The sequence below is a fragment of the Ruegeria sp. YTSB088 genome, assembly GCF_059609825.1.
Genome location: NZ_JBXWMM010000002.1, coordinates 240,329 through 260,878, shown reverse-complemented (window position 1 = coordinate 260,878; position 20,550 = coordinate 240,329). Strand labels below are relative to the sequence as shown.

Below are 20,550 nucleotides of genomic sequence, written 5' to 3'. Positions count from 1 at the left end.
GGCAAACGCTTTCGCGCCGCCCCTGTGGCGATCACAACATGGCCATACCGCCGTTCACATGCAAGGTGCTTCCAGTAACATAGCTGGCTTCTGGACTGGCAAGATACAGAACCGCCGCCGCAATTTCTTCGGGATCACCCATGCGACCCGCCGGAACCTTCAACAGCAGACCCTTTTTCTGTTCCTCGGTCAGCTTCTCGGTCATTGCCGTCGTGATAAAACCCGGCGCCACGGCGTTAACCGTAATTCCGCGGGTTGCAACTTCGTGCGCCAAGGCCTTGGAAAAACCAATCATTCCGGCTTTTGACGCCGCATAGTTCGCCTGACCCGGATTACCGATTACGGCCACCACGGACGAGACATTCACGATCCGACCCCAGCGTGACTTCATCATGCCCCGGATCACACCTTTGCACAGTTTCATCGTCGAGGTCATGTTCACGTCTATCACGCTCTGCCATTCCTCATCGGACATGCGCATGAACAGGTTATCCCGCGTGATACCGGCGTTGTTCACGAGGATGTCCACCGATCCCATTGCTTCGATCGCTTGCTTTGGCAACGCCTCAACGGCTTCCGGATCGCTCAGATTGCAAGGCAACACATGCGCGCGTTCGCCCAGTTCATCTGCCAGAGCCTGCAGAGGTTCGACCCGTGTACCGGACAATCCAACCGCTGCGCCAGCACCATGCAACGCGCGTGCAATATCGCCTCCGATGCCGCCCGAAGCACCAGTGATCAGCGCATTCTTACCTTTCAAATCAAACATTCGGTTTTCCTCTTGGTGCGCCGGCCACGACGCGTTTTGAGCTTACGATTCGGCCTGAATGGCCTTTTGAACATCTTCCGGGGTGCCGACAGCCTTGCCTGAAATGGCACGATCGATCTTGCGGATCATGCCGGACAGCGCTTTGCCAGCACCGATTTCCCATGTCTCAGTCACGCCTTGCGCCGCCATGAATTGCACGCTTTCACGCCAGCGAACCGAACCCGTCACCTGTTCAACCAACAACTGGCGGATCAGATCCGGATCACTGACTGCTTCGGCGCGTACATTGGCCACCAAAGGCACCGAGGGCACCTTTACTTCGACGGCAGCAAGCGCTTCCGCCATGACATCTGCCGCAGGCTGCATCAGCGCGCAGTGAAATGGGGCACTTACAGGCAACATAACGGCACGTTTTGCGCCTTTCTCTTTGGCAATCTCGGCGGCACGCTCGACAGCAGCCTTGGAACCGGACACAACGATCTGAGTTGGATCGTTGTCATTGGCAGCCTGACAGACCTCTCCCTGCGCGGCTTCTTCTGCAACGGCGCGTACCGCCTCCAGATCCAATCCAAGAATGGCCGCCATTGCACCCTCGCCTACGGGTACAGCACTTTGCATCGCCTGACCACGGGTGCGCAACAGGCGCGCGGTGTCCGCGATCGACAAAGCCCCTGCAGCTGCAAGAGCCGAGTATTCGCCCAAAGAATGGCCCGCCACAAAAGCCGCCTTATTGACCGAAACACCTTCGGTTTCCAGCGCTCGCATTGCCGCCATGGATGTTGCCATAAGAGCCGGCTGAGCATTCTGAGTCAGCGTCAAATCGGCGATGTCGCCTTCCCAGATTACGCTGCTCAGCTTTTCTCCCAGTGCCTCGTCCACCTCATCGAAGACGGCCTGTGCCGCCGGATAGGCATCGGCCAGTGCTTTGCCCATACCGATGGTCTGGGCGCCCTGCCCCGGAAAAACAAACGCGAGTGTCATTGCAACCTCATGGATAATGTCAGGTTGCGGCGGGGTGTAAACTGACTGATCGTCTGGCACAAGCACTGCCTGTGTTCTGCATTCTGGCACCTTGGCTGTGCACAAGCGCTTACTTGTGCCGACCTCCGATAACCTTAACTTGGGCGCAGCACAGAATCCCGGAGCGTTGCACCCATGGCCTCGACCAATTCCTTCTCAAGCTACGGAAGTGTCGCAAAGACGTTTCACTGGCTCACCGCGTTGCTGATCTTCACGGCCCTGCCGCTCGGCTGGATCGCGGACAACCTGGCCTACGCCGTATTGCATGCCCCCACAGCCCCAAGCGAGGCCGAAATCGCACGCGCGGCGCGCATATTCTCATTGCACAAAACCGTTGGCGTCACCGTGTTCTTCGTTGCTTTGGCTCGGATAGTATGGGCCTTCACGCAAACCAAGCCCGGCCTGTTGAATGCCGACAACAAGCCCGAGGCTTTCGCCGCCGAAACTGTCCACTGGCTTCTCTATGGGTCACTGGTGCTTGTGCCACTCACCGGTTGGGTGCACCACGCCGCAACCGAAGGGTTTGCTCCAATCCTCTGGCCCTTCGGCCAAAATCTGCCTTTTGTACCGAAATCAACCATTGTGGCCGAGGTGACAGGCGTTCTGCATTGGCTGTTCATGTGGACGCTCGTCGGCGCGCTGGTCCTGCATGTTGCCGGAGCGTTGAAGCATCACGTCATAGACAAAGACAGCACGTTACGCAGGATGTTGCCGGGAGGGTCTGACGCACCGGAGCCTCCACGGCAGCACCATTCCCTTGTCCCCGCCGTCGCCGCGGTGGCCGTTTGGGCGCTTGCCCTCACCGGCGGCTGGGTCTCTGGCGAGTTTGCACGTGAGGCCGACGATGATGACGCCGATGTCCAACTGGCCGAGGTGCAATCAGACTGGCAGGTTCAGAACGGCACCCTGTCCATTACGATCTCGCAATTGGGCAGCCCTGTCACCGGCTCGTTCTCCGACTGGACGGCCGCAATTGCTTTTGACGAACCCACTGACCCCGGCCCGGCCGGGTCCGCCGAAGTCACGATTGCAATAGGATCTCTCAGCCTCGGAACCGTAACTGAACAGGCCATGGGGGCGGATTTCTTCGACAACGCCCAGTTTCCGACGGCCCAGTTCACAGCTGACCTTTTCAGAACCGAAAGCGGATACGAAGCACGCGGACCGCTGACAATCCGTGACAAGACGATCGATATCACACTCCCCTTTTCGCTGGACCTTCAGGACGGCACCGCGACCATGGCTGGCTCGGTTGACCTGAACCGGTTGGATTTTGACGTAGGCACATCACAGCCCACAGAAGACTCGCTCGGCTTCACCGTAACAGTGACCGTAGAACTCGCTGCGTCTCGCGGACAGTAATGCAAAAAAAACCGCCGGTGATCCTATCACCGGCGGTTTTATTGTTCGTTGTCTTGCGATTATTCGGCTTTTTGCGCTTCGACCGAGATCTGCACCTGCACTTCGTCGCTGACAAACGGTGCGAACTGGCCCAAATCAAACTCACTACGGACCAGAGTTGTGGTGGCGTTGAAACCGGCCCATGGCTTGTTTGCCATTGGATGGGTATCAACCTTGTTCAATTTGGCATCCAGAACAACGGACTTGGTCACGCCGTTCATGGTGAGGTCGCCGGTGATCTTGGCAGTGTTTTCACCCGTCACTTCGATACCCGTCGAGGTAAAGGTGATCAGATCGCCCTCGGCCGCACCAAAGAAATCCTCGGTCATGAAGTGATCTTCACGCGGTTTCCAGCCAGTGAACATTTCCAGTACCGGCATGGATACGCTTACGCTGGAGGCGGCGGGATCCTCCTGATCAAACATGATTTCGCCCTCAAAACCCGAGAACATGCCGGTTGTGGTTGAAAAGCCCAAGTGGTCATAGCTGAAGACAACCTGACTGTGGCTCGAGTCCAACACGTATTTCTCGGCGCTGGCGAATGCCGTGGTCGCCGACACGGCCAGTGCAGCAGCAAGAAGGGTGGATTTCATAACAATCTCCGCGTTTTTGTGAATGCAAACCGTCTGGGTTGCTTACAAACAAAATGTGCCGCCTATTGGCGGCACACAACCTTTTTCGAGTCACAGCATCTGTTCCTTTTTGAACAGAATAAAATTCAGCCGAAAATTGTTACGCTCTTGCTCAGCTGTCCCTTCAGCGCTCGGCTGACATCCGCCGATTCAAGGGGAAGCTTCATCAAAAGGCTTCCGTCCACATCAAACAGGTGAACTTCGTTTTCTTCAAAACGTGCGCCACCCAGCGACTCATAGCTGCGGCGCAACACCGTCTGCGGGCGCCCGTCCTCGTTCTTTTGCAGAACACGGACTTCACGACGTATCGGATCAAAATAGGCATCCGGGCGCTGATCAAGGACTTCAATCGTCAGCAAACTGACACCGACGATCAGAAACAGCATCGAGGCCACCATCTTGATCGGCCAGACATCTGCGCCAACGATCGAACCCGGCATGAGCCACATCGAAAACGCCGAAAAGATCAGGAACGCTCCTACCAACCGCGCCAGGATCAAACGGGCCTTCCAGTTTGGCGCAAAGGCGATCATTACCGGCACCGAATGCTCAAAGCGCGAGCTTGCCGCTTCTTCCCGGTATGTGTTTGTATTTGTCGCGGTCATAACACTTCACCCTTTATCAGGTTACTGTCGAATTTCAGTTTCGTTCCGGGTAACGTCCGGTATGCAAAACAACTTTGAGCCGAAAAGCGTCAGCAATTGGGCGGCCCAAAGGAAAATGGGCGGCGTCTCAAAGGCACATGTGGCGGGGCTTGCTCCTGTAGTTCAAACGTGTATACGGGGCCATCCTTCGCAATCAAATGAATCGCGCAGCCTCTCGTGGCAGGGTCGCGAAGGACCGGATGGCCCCGCCTATGAAATGCGCCTTGATATAAACAGGAGTGCACATGCCACTGTATGAGCATGTAATGATCGCGCGTCAGGATCTGTCCAACGCGCAGGCGGAAAGCCTCGTCGAACATTTCGGCACCGTTCTGGCTGACAACGGCGGCAAGCTTGTCGACAGCGAGTATTGGGGCGTCAAGACGATGGCCTACAAGATCAACAAGAACCGCAAGGGCCACTATGCCTTTCTGAAAACCGATTCCCCCTCGGGTGCGGTTCAGGAAATGGAACGCCTGATGCGTCTGCATGACGATGTCATGCGCGTTCTGACCATCAAGGTCGATGGCCACACCGATGGCCCGTCGGTTCAGATGCAGAAGCGTGACGAGCGTGGCGACCGCCGCGAGCGTCGTTGATCAACGCCTGAGAAAAGGACACTAAACCATGGCCGCAAAACCATTTTTCCGCCGCCGCAAGGTCTGCCCGTTCTCGGGTGAGAACGCGCCGAAGATCGATTACAAAGACACCCGTCTGCTGCAGCGCTACATCTCTGAGCGTGGCAAGATCGTTCCATCCCGCATCACCGCCGTTTCGGCGAAAAAGCAGCGTGAGCTGGCCCGTGCTATCAAGCGCGCCCGCTTCCTCGCCCTGCTGCCCTACGCCGTGAAGTAAGGAGAGATTGACATGCAAGTTATCCTTCTCGAACGCGTTGCGAAACTGGGTCAGATGGGCGACGTCGTTGACGTAAAGTCCGGCTACGCCCGAAACTTCCTGCTGCCCCAGGGCAAAGCCCTGAGCGCATCGGACGCCAACATCGCGTCGTTCGAAGCCCAGAAAGCGCAGCTGGAAGCACGCAACCTGGAGACCAAGAAAGAAGCTGAAGCACTGGCTGAAAAGCTGGACGGACAGCAATTCGTAGTGATTCGCTCTGCATCAGATGCAGGTGCTCTGTACGGCTCGGTTACCCCGCGTGACGCCGCAGACGCTGCAACCGAAGCCGGATTCACCGTCGACAAAAAGCAGGTTATCCTGATCAATCCGATCAAGGAGCTGGGCCTGCACTCTGTTGCAGTCAAGCTGCACCCCGAAGTCGAAGTCGAAATCAAAATGAACGTGGCGCGTTCGGAAGAAGAAGCCGAACTGCAAGCCTCGGGCAAATCGATCCAGGAACTGGCCGCAGAAGAAGAAGCAGCCGCTGAATTCGAGATTGCTGAACTGTTTGACGACATCGGCTCGGCCGCGTCCGAGGACGAAGAGCTGGCTTCGGAAGCAGCCCCTGCTGAGGAAGACGAAGCCAAAGCCTGATCCGGCGACGCTTCGAATACTATTAAGGCCGTGCTTCAGCGCGGCCTTTTTTGTGTTTCCGAGCCAAACCAGCAAATTTCAGCCCAACTCCATCCACAATCTTGCAGCAAAATACTCAGGCCATATCATTGCCACTCGAAGTCCGGAGAAATAAAATGCCCTCGTTCACCCGTCGCAATTTCTTGGCACTCTTATTGACAGCACCGATGGCTGCTTGCAGTGCAGGAGTAGTATCCAAGGCAGAAACACCGCTATTCAACCCTCCGCTTTATCCAAACGAAACGCCGGAACTTCGCGCGTCGATCAACAAATGGGCAGACCACTACCAGCTTCCTCGAGAGCTTGTTCACAAGCTGGCTATTCGCGAAAGCACACATCGCCCCTGGGCCGTCAACCGCCCCTATTACGGCCTGCTACAGATCCTTCCGGCTACCGCGCGCTCGATGGGATACACCGGAAGCGCCAAAGGCCTCTTGGACGCGGACACCAACCTCGAGTTTTCCGGGAAATACCTTCGCGGCGCCTGGCTTCTGTCTGATGGCAATCAGGATCGGGCCATTTTTCTCTATGCCAAAGGGTTTTACCCCGAGGCCAAAGCGCGCGGATTGTTGGTGGAAACTGGACTGAAATCCGCCAACTGACGGTGATTGGCGTCAGAAAGCCGCGTGATTTTAGCACTTTTTACCGAATAGTGACAAAAATGTTCTATTGAATGTCTCAATATTTTGAAATGCGCAGACAATTAGTACCTCGCCTTGTCATGTTTAGGAAAGTGTGGTGTTCTGACTCGGTGAGGTAAACGGGTTCCACTCTGTGTTATATGCATGCTCGACGACACCATCGAGCTGTAAGATGGGCCGCAGCTAGTAGGCACCACATGGAAATTGTCGATCTGAGCACACTGCCGGATTCCGAGGTTCGTTACACCGAATTTCTAAGGCAAATCTGTGAGAAGCATGACATGGATCATGCCGCTTATGCCGGCATGAACCCTGCTGCTGGCACGGTGGCCGGCTTTGTGACGTATGACGATGCCTGGAATGAGCACTACACAAACCAGGGTCTGATCATGATCGACCCAACCATCCATATGGCCCGCCGCAGCATTGCGCCAGTGGATTGGAGCCGCTTGGAGCGCAGCCCTGACTTCCAACGTGTATTCCGGGATGCCCATGATTTTGGACTGCCCAACCAAGGCGTTACAATACCCGTGCGCGGTCCCTACGGGGATATCGGCCTGTTGAGCGCAACGCGCAACTGCAGCAAAGAGGAATGGCGCAAGCTATACACGCATGTCATCAGTGACTTGCAGTCCATGGCGGTGCACATCCATGACAACGTCGTTTCGTCGGACGAATTGACCAGCGCGCTGTATCATCCAACGCTCTCCAGACGTGAAACAGAGATTTTGCAGTGGGTCGCGGCAGGGAAATCGCAACAGGACATCGGCGATATTTTGTCTATTTCGCACCGAACCGTAGAAGTGCACTTGCGTTCCAGCCGAGAAAAGCTTAGTGCGCTGACCACCCCTCAGGCTGTTGGCCGGGCGATTGCAATTGGGCTTATTACCCCAAGTTAAACAAAAAAAACGCCAAATTTCGCCAAAATACGGGAAACCCCCAATAGAAAAACTCCCCGAGTCCGGTAACTTCAAGGTTACCGAACAACCACTCGAAGGGGGAAGAAATGATCATCGTGGTAGATGGCCTGAACAGACATTTGTTCAGCGAAGTTCTTGACGAAATGTTCGAGTTGAGAGCACGTGTTTTTGGGGGACGTCTAGGATGGGACGTTAACATTCAAGACGGAAAAGAAATCGACGAGTTCGATCACCTGGACCCGGCATATGTAATCGGACTCGACGACGAGGGGAATGTCGTCGCAGCCGTGCGTGCCCTCCAGACCACCGGACCTCACATGTTGTCGGATGTCTTTTCGTCGATTCTTTGTGGCGAAGCACCACTTCGCAGCGCAACCATGTGGGAATCGACCCGCTTCTGCGTAGACACGCAACGTCTCACTCGTGGCAAAGAAAAGAACTCGGTCTCATACGCAACGTGCGAGTTGATGATAGGATCTTTGGAATATGCAAAGAATGCAGGTATTCAGGACATCATCACCGTGATCGATCCGGTCATGGATCGGGTGCTGAAGCGTTCGAACTGCGCTCCATACGACTATGTCGGCAAAACAGTGCCAATGGGCAAAGTTCATGCCTTGGCCGCTCTGCTGGACTGCACGGAAGAACGCATCGCCGGCCTGCGTGAGTTTGCGGGCATTTACAACGATGTCTTTATGGACGAAGAAGAGGCGTTGGATCTGTTTGCCGCGAAGAAAGCCGCAGAACAAAACCCGGCGAACCAGGATCACAAACCACTTACCGACCTCGAGAAATACTTTGTGGAACAGATGAGCGCTGCAAAAACGGAAGCTGAACGGCAGGACGTCCTTAAGCTGATCGAAGCGCTCACGGATACTTTCACGCCAGAGCAAAGAACCGCTCTTTTAGAAACCCCCCGTGCTTTTGCTCATGAGGCCTGACCCCCTCACCTCATAGATACAAAAGCCACCCATGCGGAGCCGTCTGATTTCAGGCGGCTCCGTTTTTTTGTCCCTTCTCCTGATGAAGGGAAGGAAGAGGATTATTCCTCTTCCAGTGCCTCAACAGCTTTCTGCAGGTCGTCCTTGCTGACTTCCTTGTCAGTGACCTGAGCCAGTTCCAACACGTAATCGACAACCTTGTCTTCAAAGATCGGCGCTCGCAGTTGCTGTTGCATCTGCGCGTTCTGCTGCACGAACTCAAAGAACTGACGTTCCTGACCCGGGTACTGGCGCGCCTGGTTCATGATCGCCTGTGTCATCTCGGCGTCGGTTACTTCAACCTCGGCCTTCTGACCCAGTTCAGCCAACAACAGGCCCAGACGCACGCGGCGCTCGGCCAGCTTGTTGTGCTCGTCCGTGGGCTCGATCGGATCGTGGTCGTGGCCTTCGACTTCAGGATTTTCTTCGTGCCACAGCTGATGCGCAATCTGCTTTGCTTCGGCTTCAACCAGCGACGGCGGCAGATCGAACGAGACTTTCTCATCCAATACGTCCAGCAGAGCACGCTTCATCACAGCGCGCGACGCGCCGGCATATTCGGCTTCCAGACGTTCTGCGATCTGGCCTTTCAGGGCTTCCAGGTCTTCGGCGCCAAATTTCTTAGCCAGTTCGTCGTTCACTTCCGCTGCAACCGGTTCTTTAACTTCCTTGATGGTGCAGGTGAAAACAGCGTCTTTGCCGGCCAGATGCTCGGCACCGTATTCCTCAGGGAACGTGACGTTGACGTCTTTTACTTCCTCGGCTTTCACGCCAACCAGCTGCTCTTCGAAGCCAGGGATGAAGCTGTTCGAGCCCAGAACCAACGGGTAATCTTCTGCCGAACCACCTTCGAATTCCTCGCCATCAACCTTACCGACGAAATCGAACACGATCTGGTCTCCGTCCTTGGCCTTCGACCCCTTGCGGCGCGCTTTGAAGTCCTGAGCGGTTTCGGCCAGGTTGTTCAGCGCTTCTTCGACGCCCGCATCATCAGCTTTGACGATCAGTTTTTCCAGCTTCACTGATTTAAGGTCGACTTCCGGGATCGCTGGCAGCGCCTCATAGGACATGGCGACTTCAACGTCATCGCCTTCTTTCCAGTCCTCATTGGTCATCTTGACCTCGGGCTGCAGCGCGGGGCGGTCACCGCTGTTTTCGAAATGCTTGTTCATGGCGCCATCGATGGTTTCCTGCATCGCCTCGCCCAAAAGGCGTTGGCCAAACTGCTTTTTCAGCAGCGCCATTGGCACTTTACCTTTGCGGAAACCTTTCATTTCGATTTCCGGCTGCGCTTCAGTCAGCTTTTCGTTGACCTTCTCGTCCAGCTCGGCTGCGGACACAACGATGTTGTAGCCGCGTTTCAGACCTTCGTTCAGCGTCTCGGTAACCTGCATTATGGTAGTCCCCATAGGATTCGGGGCGCGCAAAAAGGGCGCGCCGGGCAAATTTGACGCCTTCTATTTGCCCAGCCGCCCACGCGCAAGGGGCAAAGGCTGAATCCAGTGGTATTTGATCACCAAAACCGCAAAAAAGAACGCCCCAGAAACCAGGGCGTTCGCGTTTGGATCAGTCAGACGATCAGAACTTCCAGCGTGCGCCCAGAACCCATGCTTCGTTGTTGTCAAAGGATGTGCCGTCATCGAAATCGTGGTTGCGGTATTTCAGGTAAACATCCGTATTGAACGCCTCGACCTTCTGCACGACCGCGATACCCCAGGCTTTGGTATCCGAGCCGTTGCTCTCGAAATCCGAGCCATCATAATAGTCGATGCCGACGCCGGTCTTGCCCCAGGACACCCAGTTGCCTTCGTACGAGATCTTACCATACCAATAGTTCGGATCCGTAGCACCGGCCTGGTCATCGTCGCGCGTACCGCCTGCAACCGTAAAGCCCAAACCGCTGGGCAGCAGAACAGACGCCGAACCAATGGTGTCTTTGCGGTCGCCCGAATTGTCATCGCGTTCGCGCACCGAATAGGCAACGGCTGCCGCGAATTCCACACCGCCAGCAAAGGTGTTTTCATAGAACAGGCCGACGTCGTAATAATCGTCATCATCGCTGCTGGACAAAATGTTCTGACCATAAGCAAAACCGGCCGAAAACCCGTTGATGGCTGGGGTATCATACCGCACCCGTCCACGGCGCGCGCCGTCAAAGTTGCTTGAGCTGTCGCCAACCGTAATACCGCTCAGAAAACCGGTCGTGTCGCGATAGAAGAACCCTGCATTTTCATCGTTGGTAAACGAATACAGCGCGGTTCCGACATATGACAGATCAACCTCTGCGGCTCCATCAGCGACCATGCTGCCCTGACCTGCCGAAAACTTGCCGTAGCCACCTTTCAGCGAAAAATCCACGTGGCGAATGTCTTCACGATTCCAACCATCTGCGTTGGTTCCGAATTGATCGGCCGACGCCGAACCCGGCAGGCCAAGGCCTGTTTCAAACCAAAATTGGAACTCGTTACTTCCATATGGCTGCACAAGACGCAGGCCGACACGGCTGTTCGACAGATCGTTGTCGAGAACTCGGGTCTCGGTATCCTGTCCGTCATCCACCGAGATCAAGGCAGGGTGCAGCTGTCCATACAGCAGTACATATCCGCCGCTATTATTTTCGTACTTCATTTCCGCCGCAGCCGGGATGGCGGTCGTCGCAGTCAGAACAGCGGCTACTGATATCGGTTTAATGTTAAGGTTCATTTCACTCACCATGAAAGGTTCGGGGTTCAGGTACTGTCCAATTGTTTACAAACTGCGAGCGTTCCAGTGGTCCGCATTCACTCCCTCGCAAACATTGCAAATTCGCAACAGATCTCATCGAATACGCGACCATTTAACATTATAAATCATACAGTTACGAATCTTGCCACAAGTTTACAGCAAATTGTGCAAATGAATTGTGGCCTCCGGCTATGCGTCTGGCAAACATTCGGTCTGCATTGACGCGGACCTTGACGGCGAATTTCCGCCGACTCGCCGTGAATTGAGCCGTTCCACGCCCAACCCACTCAGATATTCAACTTTTTCAAAACGTCCGGCACCTGTTCCGGCAAATCTTCCGCGATCAAACCCGGCCCGAACTGGCGCGCGCATTCCACATGTAACCACGCCGCAGTTTCCGCCGCCTGTATCGGCGAAAAACCTCGCGCCAGCAGACCTGCGATGAATCCTGCAAGCACATCGCCGGCCCCAGCGGTCGCCAGCCAGGGGGCCGCTCTTTCGTATACGGCCGCGTTGACCACGCATCGTCCGTCTGGCGCAGCGATCACCGTGTCCGGACCCTTGAACAGAACCACGCACCCAGCTCGTTTTGCAGCAGCACGCGTTGCGTCCACCTTGGAATACGCCGGTCCCTTGGTCGGGTGCGCGTTCATCTCCCCGGCAACATCCGGAAACAACCGGGCGAATTCCCCGCCATGCGGGGTGAGTACACATTTGCCGTGCAAATGCGCGAACAGGGTGTCGGGATCCTCGGCAAAGGCTGACAGAGCATCCGCGTCCAACACGGTTGCCCGCCGTGCGGCCAAGGCCATAGGCACAAGTGCCTGCGCCCTCGCCAATCCAAGCGCAGGCCCCAGGCAAAGCGCATTCAGGCGCGTATCCTCCAGTATTTCGGACAAATCATCGGTCCCGTCCACCCGCTGCAACATGAGGGCCGTGATCTGGCTGGCCGCTTCCGTCTGCGCTGACGGCGGCACGCCCAGCGTCACCAGACCCGCCCCAATCCGCAAAGCCCCCCGCGCCGCCAATCGCGCAGCACCTGTTTTGCCCGAGCCTCCGGACAGGATCAAAGCGTGGCCATGCGAATATTTGTGGTCGACCGAAGCTTTCAAAAGCTTCATCCTGTCGGGATGGGCCATGTGAACGATCTGACTGTCCTCCCATGTTTCGAGGCCAATCGACTTGGTTCGTACCGTTCCGCAGGTTACCGGACCATCACCCAGCACATGCCCCAGCTTTCTGCTGTGAAACGTCACCGCCATGTCTGCAACTATCGCATTGCCAAGAATGCGACCACTGTCGGCGCACAAGCCGCTTGGCGCGTCAATTGCGACGACCTTTACGCCTCGATCTCGCAGCAGGGTTCTAGCCGATGCGTTGGCCAACATGGAAAACACACCCGCAAATGGTCGGGTGAGACCCGTGCCAAAAACCCCGTCGACCACCAGGTCAATTTCATTCGGAAACCGAAGAAAATCATCCTCTAACGGGGCGGGGTCGACGGCGAATACGCGAACTTCGTTCTTTGTTTCCCATCTCTCATAATTCACTCGCGCATCCGGTGGCAGCTTTTCCGGGTTCCCGTAGAGAAACACCTCAACCTCCCACCCCAGCTCCTGCAAAAGCCGCGCCACAACAAACCCGTCACCTCCGTTGTTGCCTGGTCCGCACAGCACCACTGCGCGCAGCGGATCCTCTTCATCTGGCCCCAAATACCCCGGGGAGCGCGAGGGGCTGGCCCCTCGCCTGTCCAACACCGGCCATTCCTCGAAAATCGCGTCAACAACACCCTGCCCGGCCCGCTCCATCAGCTCCAGACCAGTCACCTCACCGGATGTGATGGCGGCTTGCTCGATGGTCCGCATCTGTGCCGCTGTCAGCAATTCCATCCTTTCACCCCTCGCTCGATTCTATTTTGATTACTTTTTGTGCATATCGCTCAAAAATTAGCGCCAAGCCGTTTTTCCAAGCGTTCCGACCCGCACGATATCGCAATCACATTGCCGCCCGATCTTAGACGTGATCACTGCCCCTGAGACAACCATTCAAGGTGAACCGGGATGAAAAAGATCGAAGCGATCATCAAGCCGTTCAAACTGGACGAAGTGAAAGAGGCATTGCAGGATGTGGGCGTCCAGGGCCTCAGCGTCATCGAGGTCAAGGGTTTCGGTCGCCAGAAAGGCCATACCGAGCTGTATCGCGGCGCCGAGTATGTCGTCGATTTTCTGCCCAAGGTTAAGGTCGAGGTCGTATTGGACGACGACCAGGTCGACGCCGCCGTCGAGGCCATCGTGTCGGCCGCCAAAACCGACAAGATCGGAGACGGCAAGATTTTCGTGTCCCCCGTCGACCAAGCCATTCGTATCCGGACCGGTGAAACCGGCTCGGACGCACTATAACCCACAAGATTACTGACACATCTATCAGAAGGACCAAGGGAATGAGCGTAGACGCAGTTCTCAATACAATCCGCGAAGAAGACGTCGCCTATGTCGACATCCGGTTCACTGACGTGCGCGGCAAGCTGCAGCACGTGACGGTGGACGTCGATCTGGTCGATGAAGACTTCCTGGAAGAAGGCTTCATGTTTGACGGCTCGTCCATTGCAGGCTGGAAGTCGATCGAAAACTCGGACATGAAACTGATCGCCGACACGACATCGGCTTATATCGACCCGTTCTATGCTGAAAAGACACTGTGTCTGCACTGCTCGATCGTTGAGCCCGACACCGGTGAAGCCTATGGCCGCGACCCGCGCGGAACCGCGCAGAAAGCTGAAGCCTACCTGAAGTCCAGCGGTATCGGTGACGTTGCCTACATGGGCCCCGAAGCTGAATTCTTTCTTTTTGATGACGTTCGTTTTTCAAACAGCATCAACAAAGTATCCTTCGAAGTTGATGCAACAGATGCGTCGTGGAACACCGACACCGAATACGAGATGGGCAACATGGGCCACCGTCCGGGCGTCAAGGGCGGCTACTTCCCGGTCAACCCCATCGACGAAGCTCAGGACCTGCGTTCGGAAATGCTGTCGACCATGAAGCGCCTAGGCATGAAGGTCGACAAGCACCACCATGAAGTGGCCTCGTGCCAGCACGAGCTAGGCCTGATCTTCGACAGCCTGACCAAGCAGGCCGACGAGCTGCAGAAGTACAAGTACGTCATCCACAACGTCGCGCACGCCTACGGCAAATCGGCCACGTTCATGCCGAAGCCGATCGCAGGTGACAACGGCACCGGCATGCACGTGAACATGTCGATCTGGAAAGACGGCAAGCCGCTGTTCGCTGGCGACAAATACGCCGACCTGTCGGACGAGGCGCTGTACTTCATCGGCGGTATCCTGAAACACGCCAAGACCCTGAACGCCTTCACCAACCCGTCGACCAACAGCTACAAGCGCTTGATCCCCGGGTTTGAAGCCCCTGTTCTGCGCGCCTATTCGGCACGCAACCGTTCAGGTTGTGTGCGTATTCCATGGACCGAAAGCCCCAAGGCCAAACGTGTCGAAGCGCGCTTCCCCGATCCGGCAGCCAACCCCTATCTGGCGTTTGCCGCCCTGCTTATGGCCGGCCTGGACGGCATCAAGAACAAGATCAATCCCGGCGAGGCGATGGACAAGAACCTGTACGACTTGCCCGCCGAGGAACTGGCTGACATCCCGACCGTCTGCGGCAGCTTGCGCGAGGCTCTGGAAGCTCTGGCATCCGATCACGACTTCCTGCTTCAGGGCGATGTGTTCACCAAAGACCAGATCGACGGCTACATCGCGCTGAAGATGGAAGAGGTGGAAACCTACGAGCACACGCCGCACCCGGTGGAGTACGGTATGTACTACAGCTGCTAAGCTGAGTACTGGAACGAATTGTCAGGGCGCCCGTTTGGGCGCCCTTGTCATTTCCGCCCACAAGATTTGACGCACCGCCTTTATTCCAACAGACTGGTGAGAAAACTCCCGATCGGAGACAACTGCATGCCTCGCGATACTTCACCTTTCTCGAAATTCTCAAACCTCGTGACATCCGAACAGGAACTGAGACGGATCTCTGGCCATCCGCTGCCACAGATCGTTGCCAAGGAGTTGTCCTCACTCGATCAGATGTGCCGCGATTTCATCGCGATCTCACCGTTTTGCCTGATCGCATCGGCCAACCCGGACGGGCACCTTGATGTTTCCCCCCGTGGCGACCCGCCCGGCTTTGTTCAGGTGCTGTCCGATACGCTGATCGCGATCCCCGATCGACCGGGCAACAAACGCGTGGATACGTTCCACAATGTTCTGAAGGACCCGCGCGTCAGTGTAATCTTCTTTGTTCCAGGCAAGATGGAGACGCTCCGCATTCGCGGCACAGCCCGCATTTGTACCGCCCCCCAGTTGCTGGATAGTATGGCCGTTGACGAACACCCACCCAAACTTGCCCTGCTCATTCATGTCGAGACTGCATTCGCACACTGTCCGAAATGTGTGATCCGCTCGCACCTGTGGCAGCCCGAAGACTGGCCGGACTCGACCAACCTGCCAAACATGAATGCAATGATGGTGAAACACGCCCACATCAAGGCCACCCCTGAGGAATGGTTCGAAACGTTAAGGGAAAAGGGCGAGTTGGACCTTTACTAACCGCTTTGCCCGAGACGCAGCCCACGCTAGGCTAACCGCAGATTTCAATTTCATCGGATTACGCCCATGTTTCGCCTAGCCACCATTCTTGCCCTTTGCCTGACCTCCCCGGTTCTGGCCGCACCCTGCGGGAACACCAGCGCAGGGTTCGAGGCTTGGAAGGCAGATTTTGCCAAACAGGCACGCAAGGCGGGGGTAAAAAAGAAGGGGCTGCAAGCGCTGTCTCAGACACAGTATGCTTCGCGGACGATTGCTGCGGATCGGAATCAGAAGAGCTTTAAATACTCGCTGGACAAATTCATGCGAGTTCGGGGGGCCGATACAATTGTCGCACAGGGCCGCGAACGCAAAGCCGCCAATCCGAACTACTATGCAGCCTTTGAGCGGCAATACGGTGTACCTGCCGGCGTTCTGATCGCCATTCACGGCATGGAAACCGGCTTTGGCAATTTCATGGGCGACAGTCAGGTTGTTTCCGCAATCACAACACTGGCCTATGATTGTCGCCGATCCGAGTTCTTCATTCCCCACGCAATTGGGGCACTGAAACTGGTCGACATGGGCAGCATTACGATGGCGACAAAAGGGGCAAAACATGGCGAGCTGGGCCACACACAATTCCTGCCAGGCAACGCCCTGGCCTATGGTGTCGATGCCACCGGGGACCGACGCGTGGATTTCTACAACATGACAGATGCACTGGCCTCAACCGCTAATTTTCTTCGAAAGAAAGGGTGGAATCCAGGGCGCGGCTATCAACCCGGAGAACCAAATTATCGCGTCTTGCAGCAGTGGAATGCAGCCTCTGTCTATCAGCAATCCATCGCAATCATGGGCGCCCGAATCGACAAATAGCCCCGCCGCACCGGCAACACGTGCTGCGCCCGATTTCGCCACATTTCCGCCACAGTGACAAACAAAAGCCTTTAGTTGCTTGGTTTCCAAAGCGTAACCAATCGCCGGGAAATTTCACTTTTTTGCATTTTTCGCCCAATTCTCTCCAAGAAGGGGTGCTAGCCTCTAGCTAACAGAACGTAATAAAGGACGGGGCAGTGGCTCGGAAGCACAGCTACCATGGCGGCCTGCAATTTGACGGCGACGCAACCGGCGCGATAGAGCGCTTTGGATCTATCGTTGCCACGACGCTGGAAGACTACGGTCATCTGGTCGAACGCAAGACCCTGCTCAGCGCAACCGAGGCCAGCATCGTCTCGAGCCAGTATCTTGTACGTATGACTCTGGATACCGGCGCCTCCGAACGGCAAGACCGTTACGAGCGCATGGATCGCGCCGCGGGGTTGAAAACCATGGCAAGGCCCCGCGTGTCGCATCCGCAAAACAGATTGGTACTAACGATCACGCCAGTCTCGCCACTTTTGGATGACGCCGAGATATCCGAACTGATGCTGGTGGTTACACTGTATCGTATGGTCGATATCTGTTCGACCCGGCGGGTCGAATGGTTATCACCGCACACGGTTCTTACCGTTGAGCATTTCATGAGCGCCTTTGACACGCTGACACCAAGCAGGGCAACGCGGGACCGCAAGCAAATCTTTCAGTCACTGACCGGACAGTTCGCCGCGGTGAAACAGAAGGAACAGGATGACGCGATCAGCGCCCCTCTTGCTCCTGCCGCGCGTCCGATTCAACTGACGGATGAACAATTGCTCAGCATCGCTTTTCGAAGCGACGAAGCCGACCTGCCAGGCCAGAATGAACCCGGCGCTGCCATCACCGAGGAAGATGACAGGCCAAGCGACATCCTCCGTCTCAGCAGCTGGTGCATGACCGGAGTATTGGCCAGCGTTTCGGCACCGATTGCCGTATCGATGGCCGCAGTCAACCTGATCCGGGGCGAGGATTTCCGCCTCAACACACAGGTGCTTGTGTTCACTTTCGCCATTTTCGCGCTGAACGCTAGTAACGCGTTAGCAGATGTAGCTGGCGCCTTGGGCATGTAAAAGAATTACCGAAGACCCTCCTAGGAGGCCCCGCCATCAGGCGGGGTTTTCCGTTTCCGGGATCGCGTTTGCGGCCAGAACGTATGTGTGGATGGAAAACACGATCGCGTTGGTTTTCGGCAAACGCAATAACGTCTGCCGCTCGCTTCGCAGATAAGACGCCTGACGCCGGTCCCGTATTTCGCGCGGCTCACTGGCACTGCGAGGCTGGAAAAGCTCCGGGTCTTCGTACCACAGGGCATTGAAGCGCCAAAGCGGGCGGCCGGGTTGAATACCGTCAAATAGCCTCTGCACCCGCTTCGCGAGATTGGCATCATAACTTTCCACGGGCACGTGGATATCAATCAGCGGTCGCATGAATTTCTCAGACAAACGCCAACTGGCGGGAAAACACAGTATGGCACCCGTTAGTACATGTTCATCTGCCCGTTTCTGCAGGATGCAAAAATCCTCCTGTACCAGCCTGCACAGCGTATCAAGCGGACGATCCCGGTCGATCGCGACTGATACACCGTCCGGTCGTACGACCTCTGCACCGGCCGTGGGGTAGATCTGCATCAGCACCAGATCCAGTAATTCCACGGCAGCAGGCTTGGCCTGAGGATCGAGCGCGAGAACGTCGTCACGCCGCTCAGCCAACACTTCCTCGCGGCGCTGCATCTGGTCGGCAAAGGCCTCATCCTGATGCAGCCAGCTTTCCATGGTTGCAGGTTGAATACCCGGCAAAGCGCGTGGGTTGCCGACATCATATGGGATTTTGTTTTGTAGAATACGCTTCATACCAGTGGCTTAGCACGCGCAGCTTTTCTTGTCGGTCGAAAACGACAACCTCGCCGTCGCATTTTTCTCAGACGATTGTTTCCGGCAGATGAATTGTAGTTGGAACAAGCAATGAGGCCAGCCATGAACCAGCACTACCGAGACACGCGCAAGATTGACCCCAGCCAAGGCGCGACGTTGGGCGATGGTACGCCAAACGAAAATGACAGGATCGAGATTGGGCCGACGCAGCTTGCGTTTGACGAATGGGCTGCAGCGGGGCTGGAGCTTCCCAATCTGGCACGGATGCGGGAACACCGCTGGAAGCGGCTGACGCAGGCCATCGTGGACCGCGGCTTTGGTGGCTTGCTGGTTTTTGACCCGCTGAATATCCGCTATGTCACCGACAGCACGAACATGCAGCTGTGGAACACCCACAATCCGTTTCGGGCGGTCCTGCTGTGTGCGGATGGCTATATGGTGATCTGGGATTACAAGAACTCACCCTTCCTCAGCACCTTCAACCCACTTGTACGCGAGCAGCGCTCTGGCGCTGACCTGTTTTACTTTGACCGGGGCGACAAGGTTGACGTGGCCGCGGATGTATTCTCGAACGAGGTGCGCGTGCTGGTCGAAGAACACAGCGGCGGCAACAAGCGTCTGGCTGTCGACAAAATCATGCTGCACGGATTGCGCGCGCTTGAGGCGCAGGGGTTCGACATAATGGAAGGCGAAGAGCTGACCGAAAAGACCCGCGCCGTCAAAGGGCCCGACGAAATCCTCGCCATGCGCTGCGCCAGCCATGCCTGCGAAACTGCCGTTGCTGAAATGGAAAATTTTGCCCGTGCCAATGTTGGCGATGGCAAGACCTCAGAAGATGATATCTGGGCTGTTCTTCACGCCGAAAACATCAAGCGTGGTGGAGAGTGGATCGAAACCCGCCTGCTGGCTTCGGGTCAGCGGACCAACCCTTGGTTCCAGGAATGCGGCCCACGCATCACCCAGCAGAACGAGATCATCTCGTTCGACACCGACCTTATTGGATCTTACGGGATTTGCGTCGACATTTCCCGCAGTTGGTGGATTGGCGATCAGAAGCCGCGCGAAGACATGATCTACGCCATGCAACACGCGCATGAGCACATCATGACCAATATGGAAATGCTCAAACCCGGCGTGATGATCCCTGAACTGACTGCAAATTCCCACAGGCTGGACGAAAAGTTTCAGGCGCAGAAATATGGCTGCCTGATGCACGGCGTCGGCCTTTGCGATGAATGGCCGCTGGTTGCTTATCCGGACAAGGCGGTTGAGGGGGCTTACGATTATCCGCTGGAACCTGGAATGGTCTTGTGTGTCGAGGCCTGCGTGGGCGAAGTCGGCGGCGATTTCAGTATCAAGTTGGAGGACCAGGTTCTCATAACCGAAGACGGATATGAAAACCTGACGAAATACCCCTTCGATGCCCGATTGATGGGACTCGATTGAGGCCAAAGCCTCATTCTTACCAATGCGACCGGCGAACGTTGCCGTGCCAGTCTTCGACAGTTGGACTTACCTGATCCTGAGGCCCGCTGAAGACAACGGGCCGGGACTGCCCGACGGCGAAGCCCAAAAGGCCAGCCAGAACAATCGCCAGGACTGTACCTGGAAGTATCTTGGGAAGGTGTGCGGCGGCGTCTGCATGTGTCATCTGTGTCTCCTTTATCAATTGCTGTGGTCAGTAGATGGGCCTGGCAGCACCATAAGTGAAACGAATGTTTGTTGCAGTAAACATCACAATATTTGATGTTTCTCCAACCTACCCCAGAGTTACGACCGCTTCTGCCACTCACCTCAGGCATCTGTCAGATCGCAAACCGCTCGCTTCGTTCTCACCTTCACGTGACGCGTTTGACATAAGGGTTGTGACCCGGCGGCCTTGAACACAGTATTGGGGATGTTTCCC

The 20,550-nt window shown here is 56.0% G+C and carries 22 protein-coding genes; 13 read left to right on the top strand and 9 right to left on the bottom strand.

The window, feature by feature from the left end; translation table 11 throughout:
* Positions 1 to 31 precede the first annotated feature (31 nt).
* Both fabG and fabD read right to left on the bottom strand, forming a co-directional pair.
* Positions 32 to 769 carry a 3-oxoacyl-[acyl-carrier-protein] reductase gene (gene fabG, locus AC2FFA_RS04180; RefSeq protein ID WP_496850134.1) on the bottom strand — a complete coding sequence of 246 codons (738 nt, stop codon included), beginning with the start codon at positions 767 to 769 and terminating at the stop codon, positions 32 to 34.
* A gap of 42 nt (positions 770 to 811) precedes the next feature.
* Positions 812 to 1,750 (bottom strand): ACP S-malonyltransferase, encoded by a 939-nt coding sequence (gene fabD / locus AC2FFA_RS04175; RefSeq protein ID WP_496850132.1) that lies wholly within the window; start codon positions 1,748 to 1,750, stop codon positions 812 to 814.
* A gap of 174 nt (positions 1,751 to 1,924) precedes the next feature.
* Here fabD and AC2FFA_RS04170 point away from each other — a divergent pair, with 174 nt between their 5' ends.
* Complete coding sequence (locus tag AC2FFA_RS04170; protein WP_496681030.1) at positions 1,925 to 3,151, top strand: cytochrome b/b6 domain-containing protein; 1,227 nt, start codon at positions 1,925 to 1,927, stop codon at positions 3,149 to 3,151.
* Between the two features lie 59 nt (positions 3,152 to 3,210).
* Here the strand turns inward: AC2FFA_RS04170 and AC2FFA_RS04165 are convergent, their stop codons facing one another.
* Positions 3,211 to 3,783, bottom strand: coding sequence for a YceI family protein (locus AC2FFA_RS04165; protein ID WP_496671375.1), 573 nt, complete (start codon positions 3,781 to 3,783; stop codon positions 3,211 to 3,213).
* A 125-nt stretch (positions 3,784 to 3,908) separates the two neighbouring features.
* A complete protein-coding gene (locus tag AC2FFA_RS04160) occupies positions 3,909 to 4,427 on the bottom strand; it encodes a hypothetical protein (protein WP_117868609.1) in 519 nt (172 codons plus the stop codon).
* Between the two features lie 284 nt (positions 4,428 to 4,711).
* Here AC2FFA_RS04160 and rpsF point away from each other — a divergent pair, with 284 nt between their 5' ends.
* The 6 genes from rpsF to AC2FFA_RS04130 all read left to right on the top strand — a co-directional run bounded on the left by rpsF (position 4,712) and on the right by AC2FFA_RS04130 (position 8,495).
* Entirely contained in the window at positions 4,712 to 5,065 is a 354-nt protein-coding gene (gene rpsF, locus AC2FFA_RS04155; RefSeq protein WP_117868608.1) for a 30S ribosomal protein S6, read from the top strand.
* A gap of 28 nt (positions 5,066 to 5,093) precedes the next feature.
* A complete protein-coding gene (gene rpsR, locus AC2FFA_RS04150; RefSeq protein WP_005608650.1) occupies positions 5,094 to 5,321 on the top strand; it encodes a 30S ribosomal protein S18 in 228 nt (75 codons plus the stop codon).
* 12 nt (positions 5,322 to 5,333) lie between these two features.
* Positions 5,334 to 5,954, top strand: a complete 621-nt coding sequence (gene rplI / locus AC2FFA_RS04145; RefSeq protein ID WP_117868607.1) for a 50S ribosomal protein L9 — start codon at positions 5,334 to 5,336, stop codon at positions 5,952 to 5,954.
* Positions 5,955 to 6,109: 155 nt separating this feature from the next.
* A complete protein-coding gene (locus AC2FFA_RS04140) occupies positions 6,110 to 6,595 on the top strand; it encodes a transglycosylase SLT domain-containing protein (RefSeq protein WP_496850129.1) in 486 nt (161 codons plus the stop codon).
* A gap of 236 nt (positions 6,596 to 6,831) precedes the next feature.
* On the top strand, positions 6,832 to 7,533 hold the full coding sequence (locus AC2FFA_RS04135; RefSeq protein WP_117868605.1) for an autoinducer binding domain-containing protein: 702 nt from the start codon (positions 6,832 to 6,834) through the stop codon (positions 7,531 to 7,533).
* 107 nt (positions 7,534 to 7,640) lie between these two features.
* Positions 7,641 to 8,495, top strand: coding sequence for an acyl-homoserine-lactone synthase (locus AC2FFA_RS04130; protein WP_496850127.1), 855 nt, complete (start codon positions 7,641 to 7,643; stop codon positions 8,493 to 8,495).
* A gap of 101 nt (positions 8,496 to 8,596) precedes the next feature.
* Here the strand turns inward: AC2FFA_RS04130 and tig are convergent, their stop codons facing one another.
* The 3 genes from tig to AC2FFA_RS04115 all read right to left on the bottom strand — a co-directional run bounded on the left by tig (position 8,597) and on the right by AC2FFA_RS04115 (position 13,147).
* Entirely contained in the window at positions 8,597 to 9,928 is a 1,332-nt protein-coding gene (gene tig, locus AC2FFA_RS04125; RefSeq protein WP_496850125.1) for a trigger factor, read from the bottom strand.
* Between the two features lie 184 nt (positions 9,929 to 10,112).
* A complete protein-coding gene (locus tag AC2FFA_RS04120; protein WP_299894080.1) occupies positions 10,113 to 11,237 on the bottom strand; it encodes a porin in 1,125 nt (374 codons plus the stop codon).
* 308 nt (positions 11,238 to 11,545) lie between these two features.
* Entirely contained in the window at positions 11,546 to 13,147 is a 1,602-nt protein-coding gene (locus AC2FFA_RS04115) for an NAD(P)H-hydrate dehydratase (RefSeq protein ID WP_496850124.1), read from the bottom strand.
* A 171-nt stretch (positions 13,148 to 13,318) separates the two neighbouring features.
* Between AC2FFA_RS04115 and AC2FFA_RS04110 the strand changes: the two genes are divergently transcribed.
* The 5 genes from AC2FFA_RS04110 (at position 13,319) to AC2FFA_RS04090 (ending at position 17,843) form a co-directional block, all read left to right on the top strand.
* Positions 13,319 to 13,657: a P-II family nitrogen regulator gene (locus AC2FFA_RS04110; protein ID WP_117868601.1), complete on the top strand. Its 339-nt coding sequence runs from the start codon at positions 13,319 to 13,321 to the stop codon at positions 13,655 to 13,657.
* Positions 13,658 to 13,698: 41 nt separating this feature from the next.
* Positions 13,699 to 15,105: a type I glutamate--ammonia ligase gene (glnA, locus tag AC2FFA_RS04105; RefSeq protein WP_117868600.1), complete on the top strand. Its 1,407-nt coding sequence runs from the start codon at positions 13,699 to 13,701 to the stop codon at positions 15,103 to 15,105.
* A gap of 126 nt (positions 15,106 to 15,231) precedes the next feature.
* Positions 15,232 to 15,879 carry an MSMEG_1061 family FMN-dependent PPOX-type flavoprotein gene (locus AC2FFA_RS04100; protein ID WP_496850122.1) on the top strand — a complete coding sequence of 216 codons (648 nt, stop codon included), beginning with the start codon at positions 15,232 to 15,234 and terminating at the stop codon, positions 15,877 to 15,879.
* A 66-nt stretch (positions 15,880 to 15,945) separates the two neighbouring features.
* Positions 15,946 to 16,734, top strand: a complete 789-nt coding sequence (locus tag AC2FFA_RS04095) for a lytic murein transglycosylase (protein ID WP_496850120.1) — start codon at positions 15,946 to 15,948, stop codon at positions 16,732 to 16,734.
* A 197-nt stretch (positions 16,735 to 16,931) separates the two neighbouring features.
* On the top strand, positions 16,932 to 17,843 hold the full coding sequence (locus tag AC2FFA_RS04090) for a hypothetical protein (protein WP_496850118.1): 912 nt from the start codon (positions 16,932 to 16,934) through the stop codon (positions 17,841 to 17,843).
* 36 nt (positions 17,844 to 17,879) lie between these two features.
* Here AC2FFA_RS04090 and AC2FFA_RS04085 read toward each other — a convergent pair whose 3' ends face one another.
* Positions 17,880 to 18,623, bottom strand: a complete 744-nt coding sequence (locus AC2FFA_RS04085; RefSeq protein ID WP_496681058.1) for a heme-dependent oxidative N-demethylase family protein — start codon at positions 18,621 to 18,623, stop codon at positions 17,880 to 17,882.
* Positions 18,624 to 18,746: 123 nt separating this feature from the next.
* On the opposite strand from AC2FFA_RS04085, the gene dddP reads away from it, so the two are divergent.
* On the top strand, positions 18,747 to 20,090 hold the full coding sequence (dddP, locus tag AC2FFA_RS04080; protein ID WP_496850116.1) for a dimethylsulfonioproprionate lyase DddP: 1,344 nt from the start codon (positions 18,747 to 18,749) through the stop codon (positions 20,088 to 20,090).
* Positions 20,091 to 20,106: 16 nt separating this feature from the next.
* On the opposite strand, the gene AC2FFA_RS04075 is transcribed toward dddP, so the two are convergent.
* Positions 20,107 to 20,295, bottom strand: coding sequence for a hypothetical protein (locus AC2FFA_RS04075; protein ID WP_496850114.1), 189 nt, complete (start codon positions 20,293 to 20,295; stop codon positions 20,107 to 20,109).
* Between the last annotated feature and the right edge of the window lie 255 nt (positions 20,296 to 20,550).